Source organism: Nonomuraea sp. B19D2, assembly GCF_040137845.1.
Taxonomy (GTDB): Bacteria; Actinomycetota; Actinomycetes; order Streptosporangiales; family Streptosporangiaceae; genus Nonomuraea.
Genome location: NZ_JBEFAK010000026.1, coordinates 77,373 through 91,103 on the forward strand (window position 1 = coordinate 77,373; position 13,731 = coordinate 91,103).

The following is a 13,731-nucleotide window of genomic DNA, read 5'->3' on the forward strand; positions in this document are numbered from 1 at the left end:
CTGTGACAGCGTGGGCGCATGCTGTCAACGGGATCGACCGACGATCAAGGCAGCCAGTCAGCCAACTTCTTACAATGTGTTAAACATCACTGTGGATTTACCCGCTTTCTGGCGAATTCCAGCTGGAGCGCGGTCTGCGCGATCCGCTGGGAGACCACCAGCGAGCCTTGGATGGCGTCGTAAGTGTAGATCTCGTAATCGCGCCCGTGGTCGGCGAGCTTGGCCACGTACTTCTCGATCTGGCGCAGCGGGCAGCGCGTGTCGTCCTCGCCCGCGAAGATCAGCAGCGGGCTCTTGACCTGGTCGACGTAGGTGATGGGGGAGCTGGCCGCGTACCGCTCCGCGTGCTCGTCGGGTGAGCCGCCGAGCAGCGCGCGGTGGTAGGCGCGCAGGCTCTCCGCCTCGTCCTCGTACGCGGTCTGGTGGCAGGCGATCGGCGCCGCCGCGATGCCGGCCGCCCACAGGTCCGGCTGCGTGCCGAGGCCCAGCAGCGCCAGATAGCCGCCCCACCCCGAGCCGGCCAGCACGATCTTGTCCTCGTCGGCGATGCCGCGATCGACCACGGACTGGCGTACGGCGGCGACATCGGCCAGCTCGATGTGCCCGACGTCGCCGTGCAGCGCGTCGCGCCAGGCGGAGCCGTACCCGGTCGAGCCCCGGAAGTTGACCCGCACCACCGCGAACCCCGCGTCCACCCAGGCGGCGACCTCGGGTGAGAACGCGTCGCGGTCGTGCGCCGTCGGGCCGCCGTGCAGCAGGAAGACCGTGGGGTACGGGGCGGTGCCCACCTCGGGCTTGGAGACCAGCGCGTGAATGAGGCCGCTTTCACCCTCGATGTCCATGTCCTCGACGGGGACGCTCGGCGGGGCGGGCGGGCCGCTCGGATTGACCACGACCTGGCCGTTGGTGGACCGGATGACCGGCGGGCGCGAGGCGCTGGACCAGGAGTACTCGACGTGGCCGCCGGGCCGGGGGACCGCCTCGTCGATCACGCCGTGCGGCGTCTCTATGGGGGTCAGGCCGCCGCCCGCGAGGTCGTAGCGGTGCAGGTGGCTGCGGGCGCGGTGGTCGCGCTGGATGAGCAGGCCGCGACCGTCGTGGTACCACTCGGCGTCGAGGTCGCCGGAGTCCTTCAGCCAGATCTCGCGCTGCTCGCCGGTCACCGGGTCCCAGACCAGGGGCTCGTGGCGCTCGCGGCGCTCGTGCAGGGCGAGCAGGCGGCGGTCGCCCATGACCGGGGCGAACTTGAGGCCGGTCACGCCCTTGGTGGGGCCGTCGTACAGCTCGCCCACCGTGTGGCCGTTCTGGCGGACGACGCGGAGGGCCGGATGACGGAAGTCGCCGTACTCTCCGTGATTTATCGCGATTAGTGAGCCGTCGAGGGACATATCGGCCACCCAGGCGGCCTCGGTGTGCTCGTACAGGAGCCTGGCCGGCTCGCCGTCGCGTACGAGATGGATTCTGAATGTGCCCTCGCTGGCCAGGGTGATCGCCGCGACGCCCGTCGCGGACAGGGCGATGCCGCCGGGCTGGCCCGGCGGCAGGTCGGGGGCGACCGGCTCGTTGGGGCCGCCGTTGAACGGCTGGCGCCACCACACGCCGAACTCGTCGCCCTCGGTGTCGGCGAACCAGTAGATCCACTGGCCGGTGGGGTCGACGGCCGCGTACGCGGTGCCCCTGGGGCGGTCGGTGACCTGGCGGGTCGCGCCGGTCACGCGGTCCCAGGCGTAGACCTCCCACGTGCCGGTGGCGTTGGAGCGGTAGATGGAGCGGTTCGGGGTCTGGCGTGCCCAGGACGGCAGCGTCATGCGCGACGCCCGGAACCTGGCCTGCCAGCGTTCCTCCGCCTTCATCCGGTGCGCCCCCTCCCTTTTGATGTCCCGCGCCTCCGGGCGAGGGATGTCGTCCAGTATTACGCCTGTTCCGGGGAAATACTTGGGGAATGTGGGGGAATTTCGGACTAAACGCCCCATCAGTAACACCAGTCGCACATGTCCGTCAAGAAACGGATCTTGATCGGGTTACGGGTTCGAAGATAGACAGATGAAACGATGCTTGTGTTGCTACTTTTTGCTGTCTTTTCGCGACATTCCGGGAGATAAATCCCGCGATTCGCCGAGTTAGGTCGTTCGTGTCGGTATGCCACGCACTTGGGCCCATCCCGACTACCTGCGCAATGTCGTCATGTCCCAGCTCCATCTCGAAATCGATCGAGCGCCGCTCCGACTCCACGAAGCCCTCCAGGCTGCGCGCCAGCCTGCGCTCCTTCTCCTCGTCCACGGAGAGCAGGCCGAGCTCCTCGACGAGCGGGCTCAGGTGCCGCCTGGCCGGGGTCACGACCACCGCGACGCCGCCGGGCCGCAGGATCCGCCTGAACTCGGGCCCGTTCCTGGGCGCGAACACGTCGATCACCACGTCGGCCACCCCGTCCCTGATAGGGAGCGGGCGCCACACGTCGGCCACGAACGCCCCTGCCCTGGGATGCACCCGCGCCGCCCGGCGTACAGCGTGCTTCGACACATCGAACGCCATCCCGATGCCATCGTTGACCGCGTTGAGCGCGGCCGCCAGGTAGTGCCCGGTGCCCGCGCCCGCGTCGACGATCAACGGCGCGGCCCTGCCCGCCGCGCGACGACCGCCGGCTATTTCCGGCTCGTACGCGAGACCTTGTGGTCCTGCGCCGAAACCGGCCTCCACTCCCGCCCCACGGTACGCCCTCAACTCTGCGCCGTCATTCGTTTCGGTGGAGTACTCACGTTTAGCTGGAACGTTCTCGTCGCAGGCGTACTTTCGCACCATTTCTGCCACTGCGTCTTGCAGCGGGGCGTAGTGACCCGCGTCGAGAAATCGTGCCCTGGCGGCCACCATCTCGGGACTGTCGGCCGTTCCCGGGGGTTTGTTGCCTACGAGCAGACTGACGTAGCCCTGCTTTGCCACGTCGAACGCATGCCCTTTGGCGCACCGCAGCGCGTCGGCGTCAAGCCGCATGTCGGCTCGGCATACGGGGCAGACGAGGTATTCGACGATGTCGGCCAGCATGCCGCCATTCTCGTCCACGAACCGGGGACCCTTCCCGACCGGGTCAGGCGGCGGCGGCCTGGAGGAGGAAGGCGGCGTTGGAGGGGGTGGAACGGAGCTTGTCGATGAGGGCCTCGAGCCCTTGCTGCTTGTCCAGGCCCGTGAGCATCCGGCGCAGCCGCCACACCACCTGCCGCTCCTCCGCGTGCAGCAGGATCTCCTCCCGCCGGGTCCCGGAGGCGTCCAGGTCCACGGCCGGGAACAGCCGGCGCTCGGCGAGTTCGCGGACGAGGTGCAGCTCCATGTTCCCCGTCCCCTTGAACTCCTCGTACAGGTTGTTGTCCATCCGCGAGCCCGTGTCCACCAGCGCGGTGGCGAGGATGGTGAGGGAACCGCCGCCCTCGACGTCGCGGGCGGCGCCGAAGAAGCGCTTGGGCGGGTACAGGGCCCCGGCGTCGATCCCGCCGGTGAGCACCCGGCCGCCGCCGGGCGCCAGGTTGTTGTACGCCCGCCCCAGCCGGGTCAGCGAGTCGAGCAGCAGGACGACGTCCTGCCCGGACTCCACGAGCCGCTTGGCCCGTTCGACGGCCAGCTCGGCGACGGCGGCGTGGTCGCGGTCGGGGTGGTCGAAGGTCGAGTAGAAGATCTCGCCGGAGATCGTGGCGCGCATCTCGGTGACCTCCTCGGGCCGCTCGCCCACGAGGACCACCATGAGGTGCACCTCGGGGTGGTTGCGGGCGATCCCGGCGGCCAGCGCCTGCAGAACCATGGTCTTGCCGGCCTTGGGCGGCGCGACGATGAGGCCGCGCTGTCCCTTGCCGATGGGCGCGAACAGGTCGACGACGCGCGTGCTGAGCGACTCGGTCTCGATGTTGAGCCGCTCGGTGGGATGTACGGGTGTCAGCTCGGCGAACCTGGGCCGGTCGCGCCACTGCGCGGCGCCGTTGACCGACGTGACGCCGGCCAGCTTGTTGCCGGCGAACGACGCGACGACGTGGTCGCCGGGCCGCAGGTCGAACTGCCGTACCTTGTCGGGCGGAACGCGGACGTCACCGGGTCCGGGCAGGTGGCCGGCCCGGATGAACGCGGACTTGTCGCGTACGTCCAGGAGGCCCGCAACCTGGCGGACGGGCACGTCCGCACGCTGTTCAGGAATGTGTACAGACATGGTGAACCCCTTTGGGGGAGACGCGCCTGACCAGAGCAAGGCGCGATGGTGAGAAAGGAAGTCGGGCCCTGGAGACAAGCCGGGGCGGGACTCAGATGAAGAACCAGCGGAGCGGAAGCTCAACGCTTGGTGGCAAGATACCACACCATCTGACCCAGTAAACGCCTAGCCCTCTTGGGCTATTCCCGGGCCGTTCTCGGAGTTTCTCCGACGGTCGCGGGACGGGGCGCGTGACAATGCTCTTCTCGGCACCGTACTGCGAGGAAAATCACCGCGCCCGGTGTACCGGAGGGCACAGAACCCCCATCGACGCAGCGTCATCGTGTCAAGCGGCATGCAGGACCCCTGCAACTCGGTGAGGGTTCCATAGGACAAACAGAACTCCTTGGGGGAGCACCATGAAGACCGTCAACCGCTGCCCGCGGTGCCACCACGAGCTCGACGAAGGCCCGATCATGTACAGGTGCGCGCACTGCTGCCGCGCCGTCTACGCCGCCGACCTCGAGAACGAGTTCGTTCCGCTCGAGCCCGTAGCCGCCTAATCTGGGCGAATGCCGCATAAGCCGATAATCGCCGCGTCCGGCGTCGAGGTGACACCGCTCTGCGACGCCGTGGGCCCCATGGGAGCGGCGATCCGCCGCCCGCTCGCCGAGATGTTCCCCGGTTCCGGGCTCCAGGACGAGCCGTGGGTCCTGCACTTCCACTGCTATCTGATCCGCGACGCGGCCGGTCGGCTGACCCTGGTCGACACCGGCATCGGTGGCACGGACTCGCCGGCCGCGAGCTGGGCGCCGGTTCCCGGAACGCTGGCGGGTGAGCTGGCCGCCGCGGGCGTCGCGCCCGCCGAGATCGGCACCGTCGTCCTCACCCACCTGCACAGCGACCACTCCAGCGGAGTGGTGACCGACGGCAGGCCGGCGTTCGAGAACGCGCGATACGTGCTCCAGCAGGCCGAGCTGGACGCCGCGGCGGGCCCGGTGCTCGACCGGCTGGTGACCCCGATCAAGGATCAGCTGCACGTGGTCGAGGGCGAGGCCGAGGTCTCGCCGGGAGTCCACGTACACCACGCGCCCGGCCACACCCCGGGCCACCAGATCGCCAGGGCCGGCGAGGTGGCCATGACCGGGGACCTCGTGCTCCACCCCGTGCAGCTCGACGACCCCGCCATCCGGTACGTCTACGACGACGACCAGGAGACGGCCGCACGCACCCGCGCGGACGTGCTCGGCGCGCTCAGGGCCGAGCGGGCGATTCTCGCCACCGCTCATTTCGGCGAGCCGTTCCTGCGTCTTTGAAGGACTTGCGGGCACGATGTGTAGTCATGAAGACACACATTGTGATCGGCGTCGCTCTCGGCGCCGTTCTGGTGTTCTCGCCGGCAGCGTCGGCCGCGCCCACGCCTGATCTCTCGGGCGCCGTCTACGCGGGATTCGGAAATCAGCTCACCCGGTACACGAACGGCGAGTGGAGCACGCTCGCCCAGGTCGGTGCCACGCCGCAGTTCGCCGCGTCGCCCGACGGCACGAAGGCGGCCTGGGTGACCGAAGAAGGTGACCTCCGGGTCAGGGAGGGCGACAGGACCACCACGCTCGCGCGAGGGCTCCAGGGCGGCACGCCGTGCCTGACCCCGGTCTGGTCCGCCGACTCGAGCAGGGTGGCCTACCCGGCCCAGGGCGACGTGATCATGGCCGCCAAGGCCGACGGCAGCGCCGCCCCGCAGGAGCTGGGCACCTCCCCGGGCGTCTGCCATCTCGCCTGGTCGGCCGACGGCCGCTACCTCGCGGGCTACAACACCCAGGGCGACGGCCTCTACCGGCTCGACGCCAAGACCGGCCAGAGCATCCCGGCCAAGGGCGTCAAGTACATCAACCACGTCCAGAGCCTGTCGCCCGACGGCCGCAAGGCGGTCGTCTCGTTCCCGGAGAGCCCGCAGACGCTCGGCGACGGCACCTGGCCCGCCTCGTTCAAGCCGGTCGTGCTCGACATCGCGACGGGCAGGAAGCAGCGGCCGGCGGTCAAGGGCAAGCAGATCGGCGCCTTCTACCTGCCGGACGGGCGCCTCGTGGTGCGTACGGCCGGCGCGCGCGGCCAGTCCGGGACCGGCAACCCCGCGCACAACTCGCTGGTCGTGCTCGACAACACGGGGCAGCCGGTCGAGCGGATCGCCGAACCGTCCAAGGCCAGGAGGCAGGCGCTGCTCCAGGTCCTGTCGTAGCGGCTAACGCCCGCTCATGACCGGCTGATCGGCCAGGAGCGAGGCGGGCAGGGCGATCATCGCGGTCAGGCCACCGTACGGGGAGGATGTGAGGGTGACCTTGATGCGGTGCCTGGCCGCGAGCCTGCCCACCACGAACATGCCGAGCCGGTCGCTCTGCGCCAGGTCGAACTCCGGCATCTTGGCCAGCCTCTCGTTGAGCTCGTCCAGCTCGGCGCGGGGCAGGCCGAGGCCGCGGTCCTCGATCTCGATCATCAGACCGTGCGCCGTGGTCGCGCTGCGCACGTCCACCTTGGTCTGGGGCGGCGAGAAGAGCGTGGCGTTCTCGATCAGCTCGGCCACCAGGTGGGCCACGTCCGTGACCACCGCGCCGAGCAGCGCGACCGGCGGCGGCTGGAGGATCTCGACCCGCTCGTACTCCTCCACCTCCGCCACGGCGGCGCGCAGCACGTCGAGCATGGGCACCGGGTTGCGCCAGCCGCGGCCAGGAGCCTGGCCCGACAGGATGATGAGGCTCTCGGCGTGCCTGCGCATGCGGGTGGTGAGGTGGTCGAGCTTGAACAGGTCCGCCAGCTCCGCCGGCTCCTCCGTCGCCCGCTCCATGCTGTCGAGCTGGAGCAACTGCCGGTGGAGCAGCGACTGGTTGCGCCTGGCCAGGTTCACGAAGACCTGGCTGACGCCGTGCCGGAGCCTGGCCTGGCTCACCGCGGCCTCGACCGCCGTGGACTGCACGTCGTTGAACGCCTGGACGATGTCGCTGATCTCGGCGGTGCGGGTCTCGACCTCGACCGGGGCCACCTCTTCGACGGTGGGCGGGGCCACGTTCGTGCGCAGCCGCCTGACCAGGCCGGCCAGGCGCACCTCGGCCAGCTCCGTGGCGGCGTCGCGGAGCCCGGCCAGCTCGCCCACCAAGCGCTTGCGGAAGCGCAGCGAGAGCATGATCGAGGCGACGACGGCGATCAGGCCCAGCCCGCCCGCCACGCCGACCTTGACCAGCATGCCGATGGCCGTCGGCGTGACCCGCTTCACCAGGCTCTGCACGGCCACGGTCTGGTTGCGCTCGACCGCCGCCCACAGGTTCTGGCCGTCGATGGGCCAGGTGGCGGCCGTGGCGGGCAGGCCGTTCATGGCCGCCTGGCCGCGGATGGCGTCCTCGGCGTCCAGGAACTCCTTGTAGACCGGCGAGGCGACCAGCCGCTCGTACGGCCGGCGCAGGCCGGTGTCCAGGTGCGAGAGCGCCTGGGAGAGCAGCAGCCGCCTGGTGGCCACCAGGCCCGTGAACGCCTCGTGCTCACGGGCCTCCACCCGGCCCTTGGACAGCACGATCGAGACCAGGGCCCGCTCCCTGGACAGCATGTCCTTGGCCTCGCCCAGCATGGTCACGGCCCGAGCCTGCTTGTAGAGGGCCATTTCCGGCACCAGGACCATGGCGTCGTACAGGCGGAAGGACGCGTCCACGATCTGGCTGTAGGCGTCGATCACGTCGAGCGGCGCGGTGGTGGCGGCGTCCACGTCGCGGCGGACGTCCGCGAGATGGTCGAGCTTGGCGTTGAGAGCGGTGAGCTGCCCGGTCATCTCGGGCGGCAGGTCGCGCAGGGTCCTGGACAGCGCGCGGAACGTGGCCACGGCCTTGTCCGTGTCATCGCGCTGCTTGGCCACCTTGTCCGCGCCCTGGCCGGTGACCAGTAAATCCACGGACACGAGCCGCTCGTCCTGCAGCTCGACGTTGATCCGCTCCGACGGTTCGGCCAGTTTGGTCGCCAGGTCGTTGATGCCCAGCAGGCGCATACCGTCGCCGCCGGTCAGGCCGGCGGCGAACGCCCACAGGCCCACCAGGGAGACCAGGGGGACGAGCAGGAGAACGAGAAGCTTCACTGCGATGGGACGGCCACGCGTGGGGGGCATGCGACCTCCGGGTGCATGATGAGATCGCCTCGCAGATTACACCCCCTTTTGGAAGGATTTCTGTGCGTCTTCCGCGTTCTTTCTCCGGCTGGACGATGGCGGTCTTCGGCTTCCTCGCCTTCGTGCTCGGCCTGCTGGGGCTGATCTCGCCCGACACCTTGCTGGCCATGCTGGGTTTCGAGGTGGTCGACGTGCGGCCTGCCGGGGACTACACGCTCGTCTATATGGCCGCCTCCTCGATGGCGGCGGTGAACATGGGGGTTTATTACGTTTTCGCGGCTTCGGCGAATTACACGCCGTTCTTCCGCTGGACGGTGCCGTTCAGGCTCGTGACGTTCGCCGTCTTCACCACGCTGGTGCTGACCGGGGCGGCGCCGGGCGAGTTCTTCGGCGTCGGGCTCTGGGAGGGGTTGGGGGCGCTGATCACCGGCTTCGCGCTCTGGCGCGAGGGCAACCTGCTGCCCTCGCGCCAGTAGAGTCACGGCCTCGTGTCCTCGGAGCCGCGCGCGACGAGCCGGTCGCCGGGTGCGGGGCTGTGTTCCAGCCGCCGCTCCAGCTCTCGCTTCTCGTCCTCCAGCCGGGCCACTCGGCTGGAGGCCTCGGCCCTGGCGCCGCGTAGCGCGCGGCGGCGCCTGGCGGACCTTCGCGAGCCCGAGCCCATCAGCCAGAGTCCCAGCAGCAGGACGGCCGCGGCGGCCGCACCCGCGAGGAACATCTCCACCTGATTGGGCTCGAAGGTATATCCGAACAGGATGTACCTGGCGCTGTCCTCTGTCAGGACCAAGACGATCGCGCCGCCGGCGAGCAGGACCAAGATCAGTCCAAGCAGGATCATCCAACTCACCTCTTGTCGTCAGAGCCCGCTTCAACTTCCCCGGGACCGCCGGTGTATGCGCCATGATTGCGTTCATGCGGCCTGAACCGGGGCAGGTGCTCCACTTCTCCGAGGACCCGACGATCAAGCGGTTCGTCCCGCATGTGGCGCCGACGTCCAGCTTGACGGAGGCGTACGTGTGGGCGGTCGGTCACGACCGCTGCCCCGACTACTGGTTCCCGCGCGCGTGCCCGCGTGCCATGGCCTGGGTCGGGCCGCGCACCACCGAGGAGGACGCGGCCCGGATCGTCGGCGCGGGATGCGGCGAGCGGGTGCACGCTGTCGAGTACCGCTGGCTGCAGGCGCTCAAGGAGATGCGGCTGTTCGCCTACCGCCTCCCGGCGGAGCACTTCAAGCCCATCGGCGACCCGCCGACCGCCGTGGTGTCCACGGTCCCCGTGACGCCGCTTGGCCCGCCCGAGCGGGTCGGGGATCTGTTCGAGCTGCACGAAGGGGCGGGGATCCAGCTCAGGGTGCTGCCCAGCCTCTGGCCGTTCTGGGAAGAGGTGATCGCCAGCACGCTCGAGTTCAGCGGGATCAGGCTGCGGAACGCCCGTCGATGAGCGCCAGCAGGGTCTCCAGCGGCATCGAGCCCGGCGGCCGCTTCTCCTTGGCGAACCTGTTGGCCTCGCGCCGCAGCACCTCGTTGACCGGGGTGGGCACGCCGTGCAGGCGGCCGAGCAGCACGATCTCGCCGTTGAGGTAGTCGGCCTCGATCGAGCCGCTGCTCCTCGCCAGGCTCTGCCACGACGAGCCGCCGCCGCGGGCGATGCCGTCGATGGGCCGCACGTCCACCTTGCGGCCGCGTACTTCGGCCTCCTCCTCGGGCGTCGAGTACGCGATGCCGGCCTGGTCCAGCACGGCCCTGGCCTCGGCCCTGGCCCGCTCGACCACGTCCGCCATGCCGGGAACGTGGCCGAGGAGCGCCTCCACGGCGTTGCCCAGGTTGCTGATCAGCTTGCCGTGCTTCCAGCGCATGACGTCGGGCTGGGCCAGGCCCACGAGGCCGCGCTTGCTCAGGTCGTCGGCGATCCGCTGGGCGAGCTCGTCCACACCCTGGGGATAGCGCCCGACGTGCAGCATGCCGGAGTACGGGTGCGCGTGCGCAGCCACGACACCGGGCTCCAGGTGCTGCGAGGGCAGCCACACGCACATGCCGTAAACGCGCTCGAATCGCCGCAGAACAGTGCGCTCGTTGTCCACGCCGTTCTGGGCGCACACCACGGGCAGATCAGCCGGCCAGCCGTCGAGCGCGGCGATCGTGTCCTGCGACTTGGTGGCCACGACCAGTACGTCGTCGTCGCGCGCCGGCACGGGGCCGTCGGCGGCGGGGATGTCGAGGGTCTCGGATGCCTCGGGGGTGATCAGGCGCAGGCCGTCGCGCTTGAGCGCCTCGTAATGGGCGCCTCTCGCGATGAGGAGGACATCGTGCCCGCCCTGGTGGAGACGGGCGCCGATGGTGCCGCCGACTGCTCCTGCTCCGATCACTATGTAGCGCATTGTCCAAGGATGTCACTTTGCGAGCGCAACTTGGGTCTGCGCCGTCACGGCAGCCCCTCGCGCACGCTCGCGCATGATCGTCTTGAGCACGCGCCAGCCGTCGCGCACCGCGTGCAGGTTGCTCGCGCCGTGGATGCGGCAGCGCTCGTGGCTGGGGACCTCGCGGATGATGAGGCCGGCCTGGGCGGCGCGGACGTTCATCAGGGTCTCGATCTCGAAGCCGTCGCAGTTGAGCCCGAGGGCGTCGAGGTGGCAGGCCCAGAAGGCGTTGTAGCCGTAGCAGAGGTCGGTGTAGCGGGTGCCGTAGAGGAGGTTTGTCAGCCCGGTGAGGAACTTGTTGCCGAGTGAGCGGATCGGACTGAGGTCGTCCGAGCCGCCACCAGGAGCGTACCTGGAGCCCTTGGCGAAGTCGGCGCCGTTGATCAGCGTGGTGACGAACGAGTGGATCTCCCGGCCGTCGGTCGAGCCGTCGGCGTCGATCATGACGATGATGTCGCCCCGGGCGGCCTGGAAGCCCTCGATGAGGGCGTTGCCCTTGCCGCGCCGGGTCTGCACGACGACCCGGAGGTCGGGGCGCAGCCTGCGCGCGACGGCGACGGTGTCGTCGGTCGAGTTGCCGTCGACGAGGATCACCTCGTCGATCCAGTCGGGCAGCGTCGCGAAGACATGGGGGAGGTTCTCGGCCTCGTTCATCGCGGGGACGATGACGCTGACGCTCGCGGCGAAAGGCTGCTTGTTCATGTGCTAAAGGTCGCCCCGCACACATGCAAGTTACTTGACGGTTCCTTGCACTGGTCCGCTATTACAAGATCTCCGCCTCCGCGGCCCTCATAATGATCTCGTCAACGGTCTCCCGAGGTGTTTGCCGCGTGGTGTCGAGCCATAGTCCGATGCGCGGGGTTTCTGTGCGGAGCACTGCGTCTAGCTGGGCAATCGTCCATTCCTCGCCATATCCGACCTTGGGTCTGGATCTTTCTCGGTGATCGATTTCATCCGCGTTCGGCGCCAGGACGATTACCTGAAGGGGACGAGTGCGAATAAGTTTCGTAAACCGTTCCAAGTACTCGCCGATAATTATGTCCTGGACTATTGGTGTGAATCCGGCATCGAAATACATGTCCGCCGTGTTGGCCGCTATCCGGTAACGCAGCTCGAGCTGGCGGACGGCCTCGTCGGTGGGTTCGGGGGTCATCTCGGCGCGGCCGCCGACGACCATGCGCCGGAACATGTCGCCGCGCACGTGGGCGGAGCGCGGCAGCCGCTCGGCCAGGGCCTGCGCCACGGTGGACTTGCCGGCGGCCATGATGCCGGTGATCAGGACGACGCCGTTCACGCGCCCACCAGCTTCCGCACCCGGTCGGCGCCCACGGCCAGCAGCAGCGTGGGGAGCCTCGGGCCGGTGTCGCGGCCGACCAGGAGTTTGTAGAGCAGGGCGAAGAAGGCCCGCTGCGCCGCCTTCAGCTCGGGCGTCGCCTCGGCGTCCGCGGGCAGCCCGGCCTGGAGCTTCGGTACGCCGTACACCAGCGTTGTCAGGCCCGCCAGCGACCAGTCGTCCAGGCCGTCGGCCAGCAGCCGCAGCGACTCGCGCTCGCCGGCGCCGAGCGAGTCGAGCAGCTCCTCGTCGGGCGCGTCGCGCACGCGCGTGCGCTGGTCGGCGGGCACGTGGCCGTCGATCCAGCGCTGCGCCCTGTCCAGGCGGGGCCGGGCCTCGTCGAGCGTCTCGATCGCGTCGAGGTCGCGCAGGATGCGCAGGGTCTGGTCGGCGTCGCCGGTCGTGATGTCGGCGATGGAGGCCAGCGTGCGGTAGGGGATCGGGTGCGGGGTCGCCTGGAGCGGGCCCCCGGCCGTGCTCACGGCCCGGTTGTACGCGGCCAGCTCGGCGGGCTGGGCCCGGCCTTCCGCGACCTTGCGGCCCAGGGCGTCCCACTCGTCGTAGAGCCGCTGGATCTCCTGGTCGAAGGCGATCTTGAAGGACTGGGCCGGCTTGCGGCGGGCGTACAGCCAGCGCAGCACCGGCGCCTCCATGATCTCCAGGGCCTCGGCGGGGGTCGGCACGTCGCCCTTGGAGCTGCTCATCTTGGCCATGCCGGTGATGCCGACGAACGCGTACATGGGGCCGATCGGCTGCCGCCCGCCGAACACCTCGCCCACGATCTGGCCGCCGACGATCCACGCCGAGCCGGGAGAGTGGTGATCGACCCCGGACGGCTCGAAGACCACGCCCTCGTGGGCCCAGCGCATCGGCCAGTCGACCTTCCACACCAGCTTGCCGCGGTCGTGCTCGGCCAGCCGCACGGTCTCGCCGAAGCCGCACTCGCACGTGTAGGCCAGCTCGGTCGTCTCGTCGTCGTAGGCGGTGACCGTCGTCAGGTCGCGCTCGCACAGGTCGCAGTACGGCTTGTACGGGAAGTAGTCCTCCACCTGCTTCGAGCGGTAGCGCGACAGCACAGCGTCGATCCTGGCGCGCTCGCGCACGGCCCGCAGGATCTGCTCGCGGTAGGCGCCCTTCGTGTACTGCTCGGTCTGGCTGATGCCGTGGTATTCGACGCCCAGCTGCCCGAGGGCCTCGATCATGGGGGCCTTGAAGTGCTCGGCCCAGTTTCCGTACGCGCTGCCCGGAGGCGCGGGCACCGACGTCAGCGGCTTGCCGATGTGCTCCGCCCAGGAGGGGTCGATGCCGGCGGGCACCCTGCGGAAACGGTCGTAGTCGTCCCAGGACAGCAGGTGCACGCACTCGACGCCGCGCCGCCGGATCTCGTCGGCGACCAGGTGGGGGGTCATGACCTCGCGCAGGTTGCCCAGGTGGATCGGGCCCGACGGGCTCAAGCCCGAGGCGCACACGACCGGTTTGCCGGGCGCGCGACGCTCCGCCTCGGAGATGACCTCGTCCGCGAACCTGGAGACCCAGTCGGTCTCGCCACTATCCACCATCGTGCCATTCTTGCGGCTCGCTCCTGCACAAGCCAACGAGTTCGGACGTCCCGCCCTCCGCGCCGCCGCGCGTCGGTGCGGCGCCCGCACCGACGGGTGGCGGGCGCCGCGGATCGGCTG

At 69.6% G+C, this 13,731-nt stretch carries 14 protein-coding genes; 5 read left to right on the top strand and 9 right to left on the bottom strand.

The features are described 5' to 3' along the window. Nucleotides 1-86: 86 nt before the first annotated feature. From ABN273_RS37045 to rho, 3 genes are all read right to left on the bottom strand, one after another. A complete protein-coding gene (locus ABN273_RS37045) occupies nucleotides 87-1,853 on the bottom strand; it encodes a S9 family peptidase (protein ID WP_349453784.1) in 1,767 nt (588 codons plus the stop codon). Between the two features lie 145 nt (nucleotides 1,854-1,998). After that, nucleotides 1,999-3,057, bottom strand: a complete 1,059-nt coding sequence (locus ABN273_RS37050; protein ID WP_349453785.1) for a putative RNA methyltransferase — start codon at nucleotides 3,055-3,057, stop codon at nucleotides 1,999-2,001. 25 nt (nucleotides 3,058-3,082) lie between these two features. Then, nucleotides 3,083-4,186, bottom strand: coding sequence for a transcription termination factor Rho (rho, locus tag ABN273_RS37055; RefSeq protein ID WP_349453786.1), 1,104 nt, complete (start codon nucleotides 4,184-4,186; stop codon nucleotides 3,083-3,085). Nucleotides 4,187-4,584: 398 nt separating this feature from the next. Here rho and ABN273_RS37060 point away from each other — a divergent pair, with 398 nt between their 5' ends. Genes ABN273_RS37060 through ABN273_RS37070 form a run of 3 tightly spaced genes read left to right on the top strand, consistent with a single transcriptional unit; the run spans nucleotide 4,585 to nucleotide 6,401 of the window. Then, a complete protein-coding gene (locus tag ABN273_RS37060) occupies nucleotides 4,585-4,728 on the top strand; it encodes a hypothetical protein (protein WP_349453787.1) in 144 nt (47 codons plus the stop codon). Between the two features lie 9 nt (nucleotides 4,729-4,737). After that, nucleotides 4,738-5,481 (top strand): MBL fold metallo-hydrolase, encoded by a 744-nt coding sequence (locus ABN273_RS37065; protein WP_349453788.1) that lies wholly within the window; start codon nucleotides 4,738-4,740, stop codon nucleotides 5,479-5,481. A gap of 26 nt (nucleotides 5,482-5,507) precedes the next feature. Beyond that, nucleotides 5,508-6,401, top strand: coding sequence for a TolB family protein (locus ABN273_RS37070; protein WP_349453789.1), 894 nt, complete (start codon nucleotides 5,508-5,510; stop codon nucleotides 6,399-6,401). A gap of 3 nt (nucleotides 6,402-6,404) precedes the next feature. Here the strand turns inward: ABN273_RS37070 and ABN273_RS37075 are convergent, their stop codons facing one another. Beyond that, entirely contained in the window at nucleotides 6,405-8,276 is a 1,872-nt protein-coding gene (locus ABN273_RS37075; protein WP_349453790.1) for a sensor histidine kinase, read from the bottom strand. A gap of 92 nt (nucleotides 8,277-8,368) precedes the next feature. On the opposite strand from ABN273_RS37075, the gene ABN273_RS37080 reads away from it, so the two are divergent. Further along, nucleotides 8,369-8,782: a hypothetical protein gene (locus tag ABN273_RS37080; RefSeq protein WP_349453792.1), complete on the top strand. Its 414-nt coding sequence runs from the start codon at nucleotides 8,369-8,371 to the stop codon at nucleotides 8,780-8,782. 2 nt (nucleotides 8,783-8,784) lie between these two features. Here the strand turns inward: ABN273_RS37080 and ABN273_RS37085 are convergent, their stop codons facing one another. Beyond that, nucleotides 8,785-9,141: a hypothetical protein gene (locus ABN273_RS37085; RefSeq protein ID WP_349453793.1), complete on the bottom strand. Its 357-nt coding sequence runs from the start codon at nucleotides 9,139-9,141 to the stop codon at nucleotides 8,785-8,787. A gap of 74 nt (nucleotides 9,142-9,215) precedes the next feature. On the opposite strand from ABN273_RS37085, the gene ABN273_RS37090 reads away from it, so the two are divergent. Then, nucleotides 9,216-9,743: a DUF6886 family protein gene (locus ABN273_RS37090; RefSeq protein ID WP_349453794.1), complete on the top strand. Its 528-nt coding sequence runs from the start codon at nucleotides 9,216-9,218 to the stop codon at nucleotides 9,741-9,743. On the opposite strand, the gene ABN273_RS37095 is transcribed toward ABN273_RS37090, so the two are convergent. The 4 genes from ABN273_RS37095 to lysS all read right to left on the bottom strand — a co-directional run bounded on the left by ABN273_RS37095 (nucleotide 9,718) and on the right by lysS (nucleotide 13,611). Continuing rightward, the gene (locus tag ABN273_RS37095) at nucleotides 9,718-10,680 is read right to left on the bottom strand and encodes a ketopantoate reductase family protein (RefSeq protein WP_349453795.1); all 963 of its coding nucleotides are present in this window, start codon (nucleotides 10,678-10,680) and stop codon (nucleotides 9,718-9,720) included. The genes ABN273_RS37090 and ABN273_RS37095 overlap by 26 nt on opposite strands. 12 nt (nucleotides 10,681-10,692) lie before the next feature. After that, nucleotides 10,693-11,421: a glycosyltransferase family 2 protein gene (locus tag ABN273_RS37100; protein WP_349453796.1), complete on the bottom strand. Its 729-nt coding sequence runs from the start codon at nucleotides 11,419-11,421 to the stop codon at nucleotides 10,693-10,695. Between the two features lie 61 nt (nucleotides 11,422-11,482). Further along, nucleotides 11,483-12,013, bottom strand: coding sequence for an AAA family ATPase (locus tag ABN273_RS37105; RefSeq protein WP_349453797.1), 531 nt, complete (start codon nucleotides 12,011-12,013; stop codon nucleotides 11,483-11,485). Continuing rightward, nucleotides 12,010-13,611, bottom strand: coding sequence for a lysine--tRNA ligase (gene lysS / locus ABN273_RS37110; RefSeq protein WP_349453798.1), 1,602 nt, complete (start codon nucleotides 13,609-13,611; stop codon nucleotides 12,010-12,012). The genes ABN273_RS37105 and lysS overlap by 4 nt, the downstream gene beginning before the upstream one ends. Nucleotides 13,612-13,731 lie beyond the last annotated feature (120 nt).

Bases quoted from the DNA above. Each gene is read 5' to 3' on its own strand.
- ABN273_RS37045 (WP_349453784.1), bottom strand. From the start codon at position 1,853: ATGAAGGCGGAGGAACGCTGGCAGGCCAGGTTCCGGGCGTCGCGCATG.
- rho (WP_349453786.1), bottom strand. From the start codon at position 4,186: ATGTCTGTACACATTCCTGAACAGCGTGCGGACGTGCCCGTCCGCCAG.
- ABN273_RS37060 (WP_349453787.1), top strand. From the start codon at position 4,585: ATGAAGACCGTCAACCGCTGCCCGCGGTGCCACCACGAGCTCGACGAA.
- ABN273_RS37065 (WP_349453788.1), top strand. From the start codon at position 4,738: ATGCCGCATAAGCCGATAATCGCCGCGTCCGGCGTCGAGGTGACACCG.
- ABN273_RS37070 (WP_349453789.1), top strand. From the start codon at position 5,508: ATGAAGACACACATTGTGATCGGCGTCGCTCTCGGCGCCGTTCTGGTG.
- ABN273_RS37085 (WP_349453793.1), bottom strand. From the start codon at position 9,141: ATGATCCTGCTTGGACTGATCTTGGTCCTGCTCGCCGGCGGCGCGATC.
- ABN273_RS37090 (WP_349453794.1), top strand. From the start codon at position 9,216: ATGCGGCCTGAACCGGGGCAGGTGCTCCACTTCTCCGAGGACCCGACG.
- ABN273_RS37095 (WP_349453795.1), bottom strand. From the start codon at position 10,680: ATGCGCTACATAGTGATCGGAGCAGGAGCAGTCGGCGGCACCATCGGC.
- ABN273_RS37100 (WP_349453796.1), bottom strand. From the start codon at position 11,421: ATGAACAAGCAGCCTTTCGCCGCGAGCGTCAGCGTCATCGTCCCCGCG.
- lysS (WP_349453798.1), bottom strand. From the start codon at position 13,611: ATGGTGGATAGTGGCGAGACCGACTGGGTCTCCAGGTTCGCGGACGAG.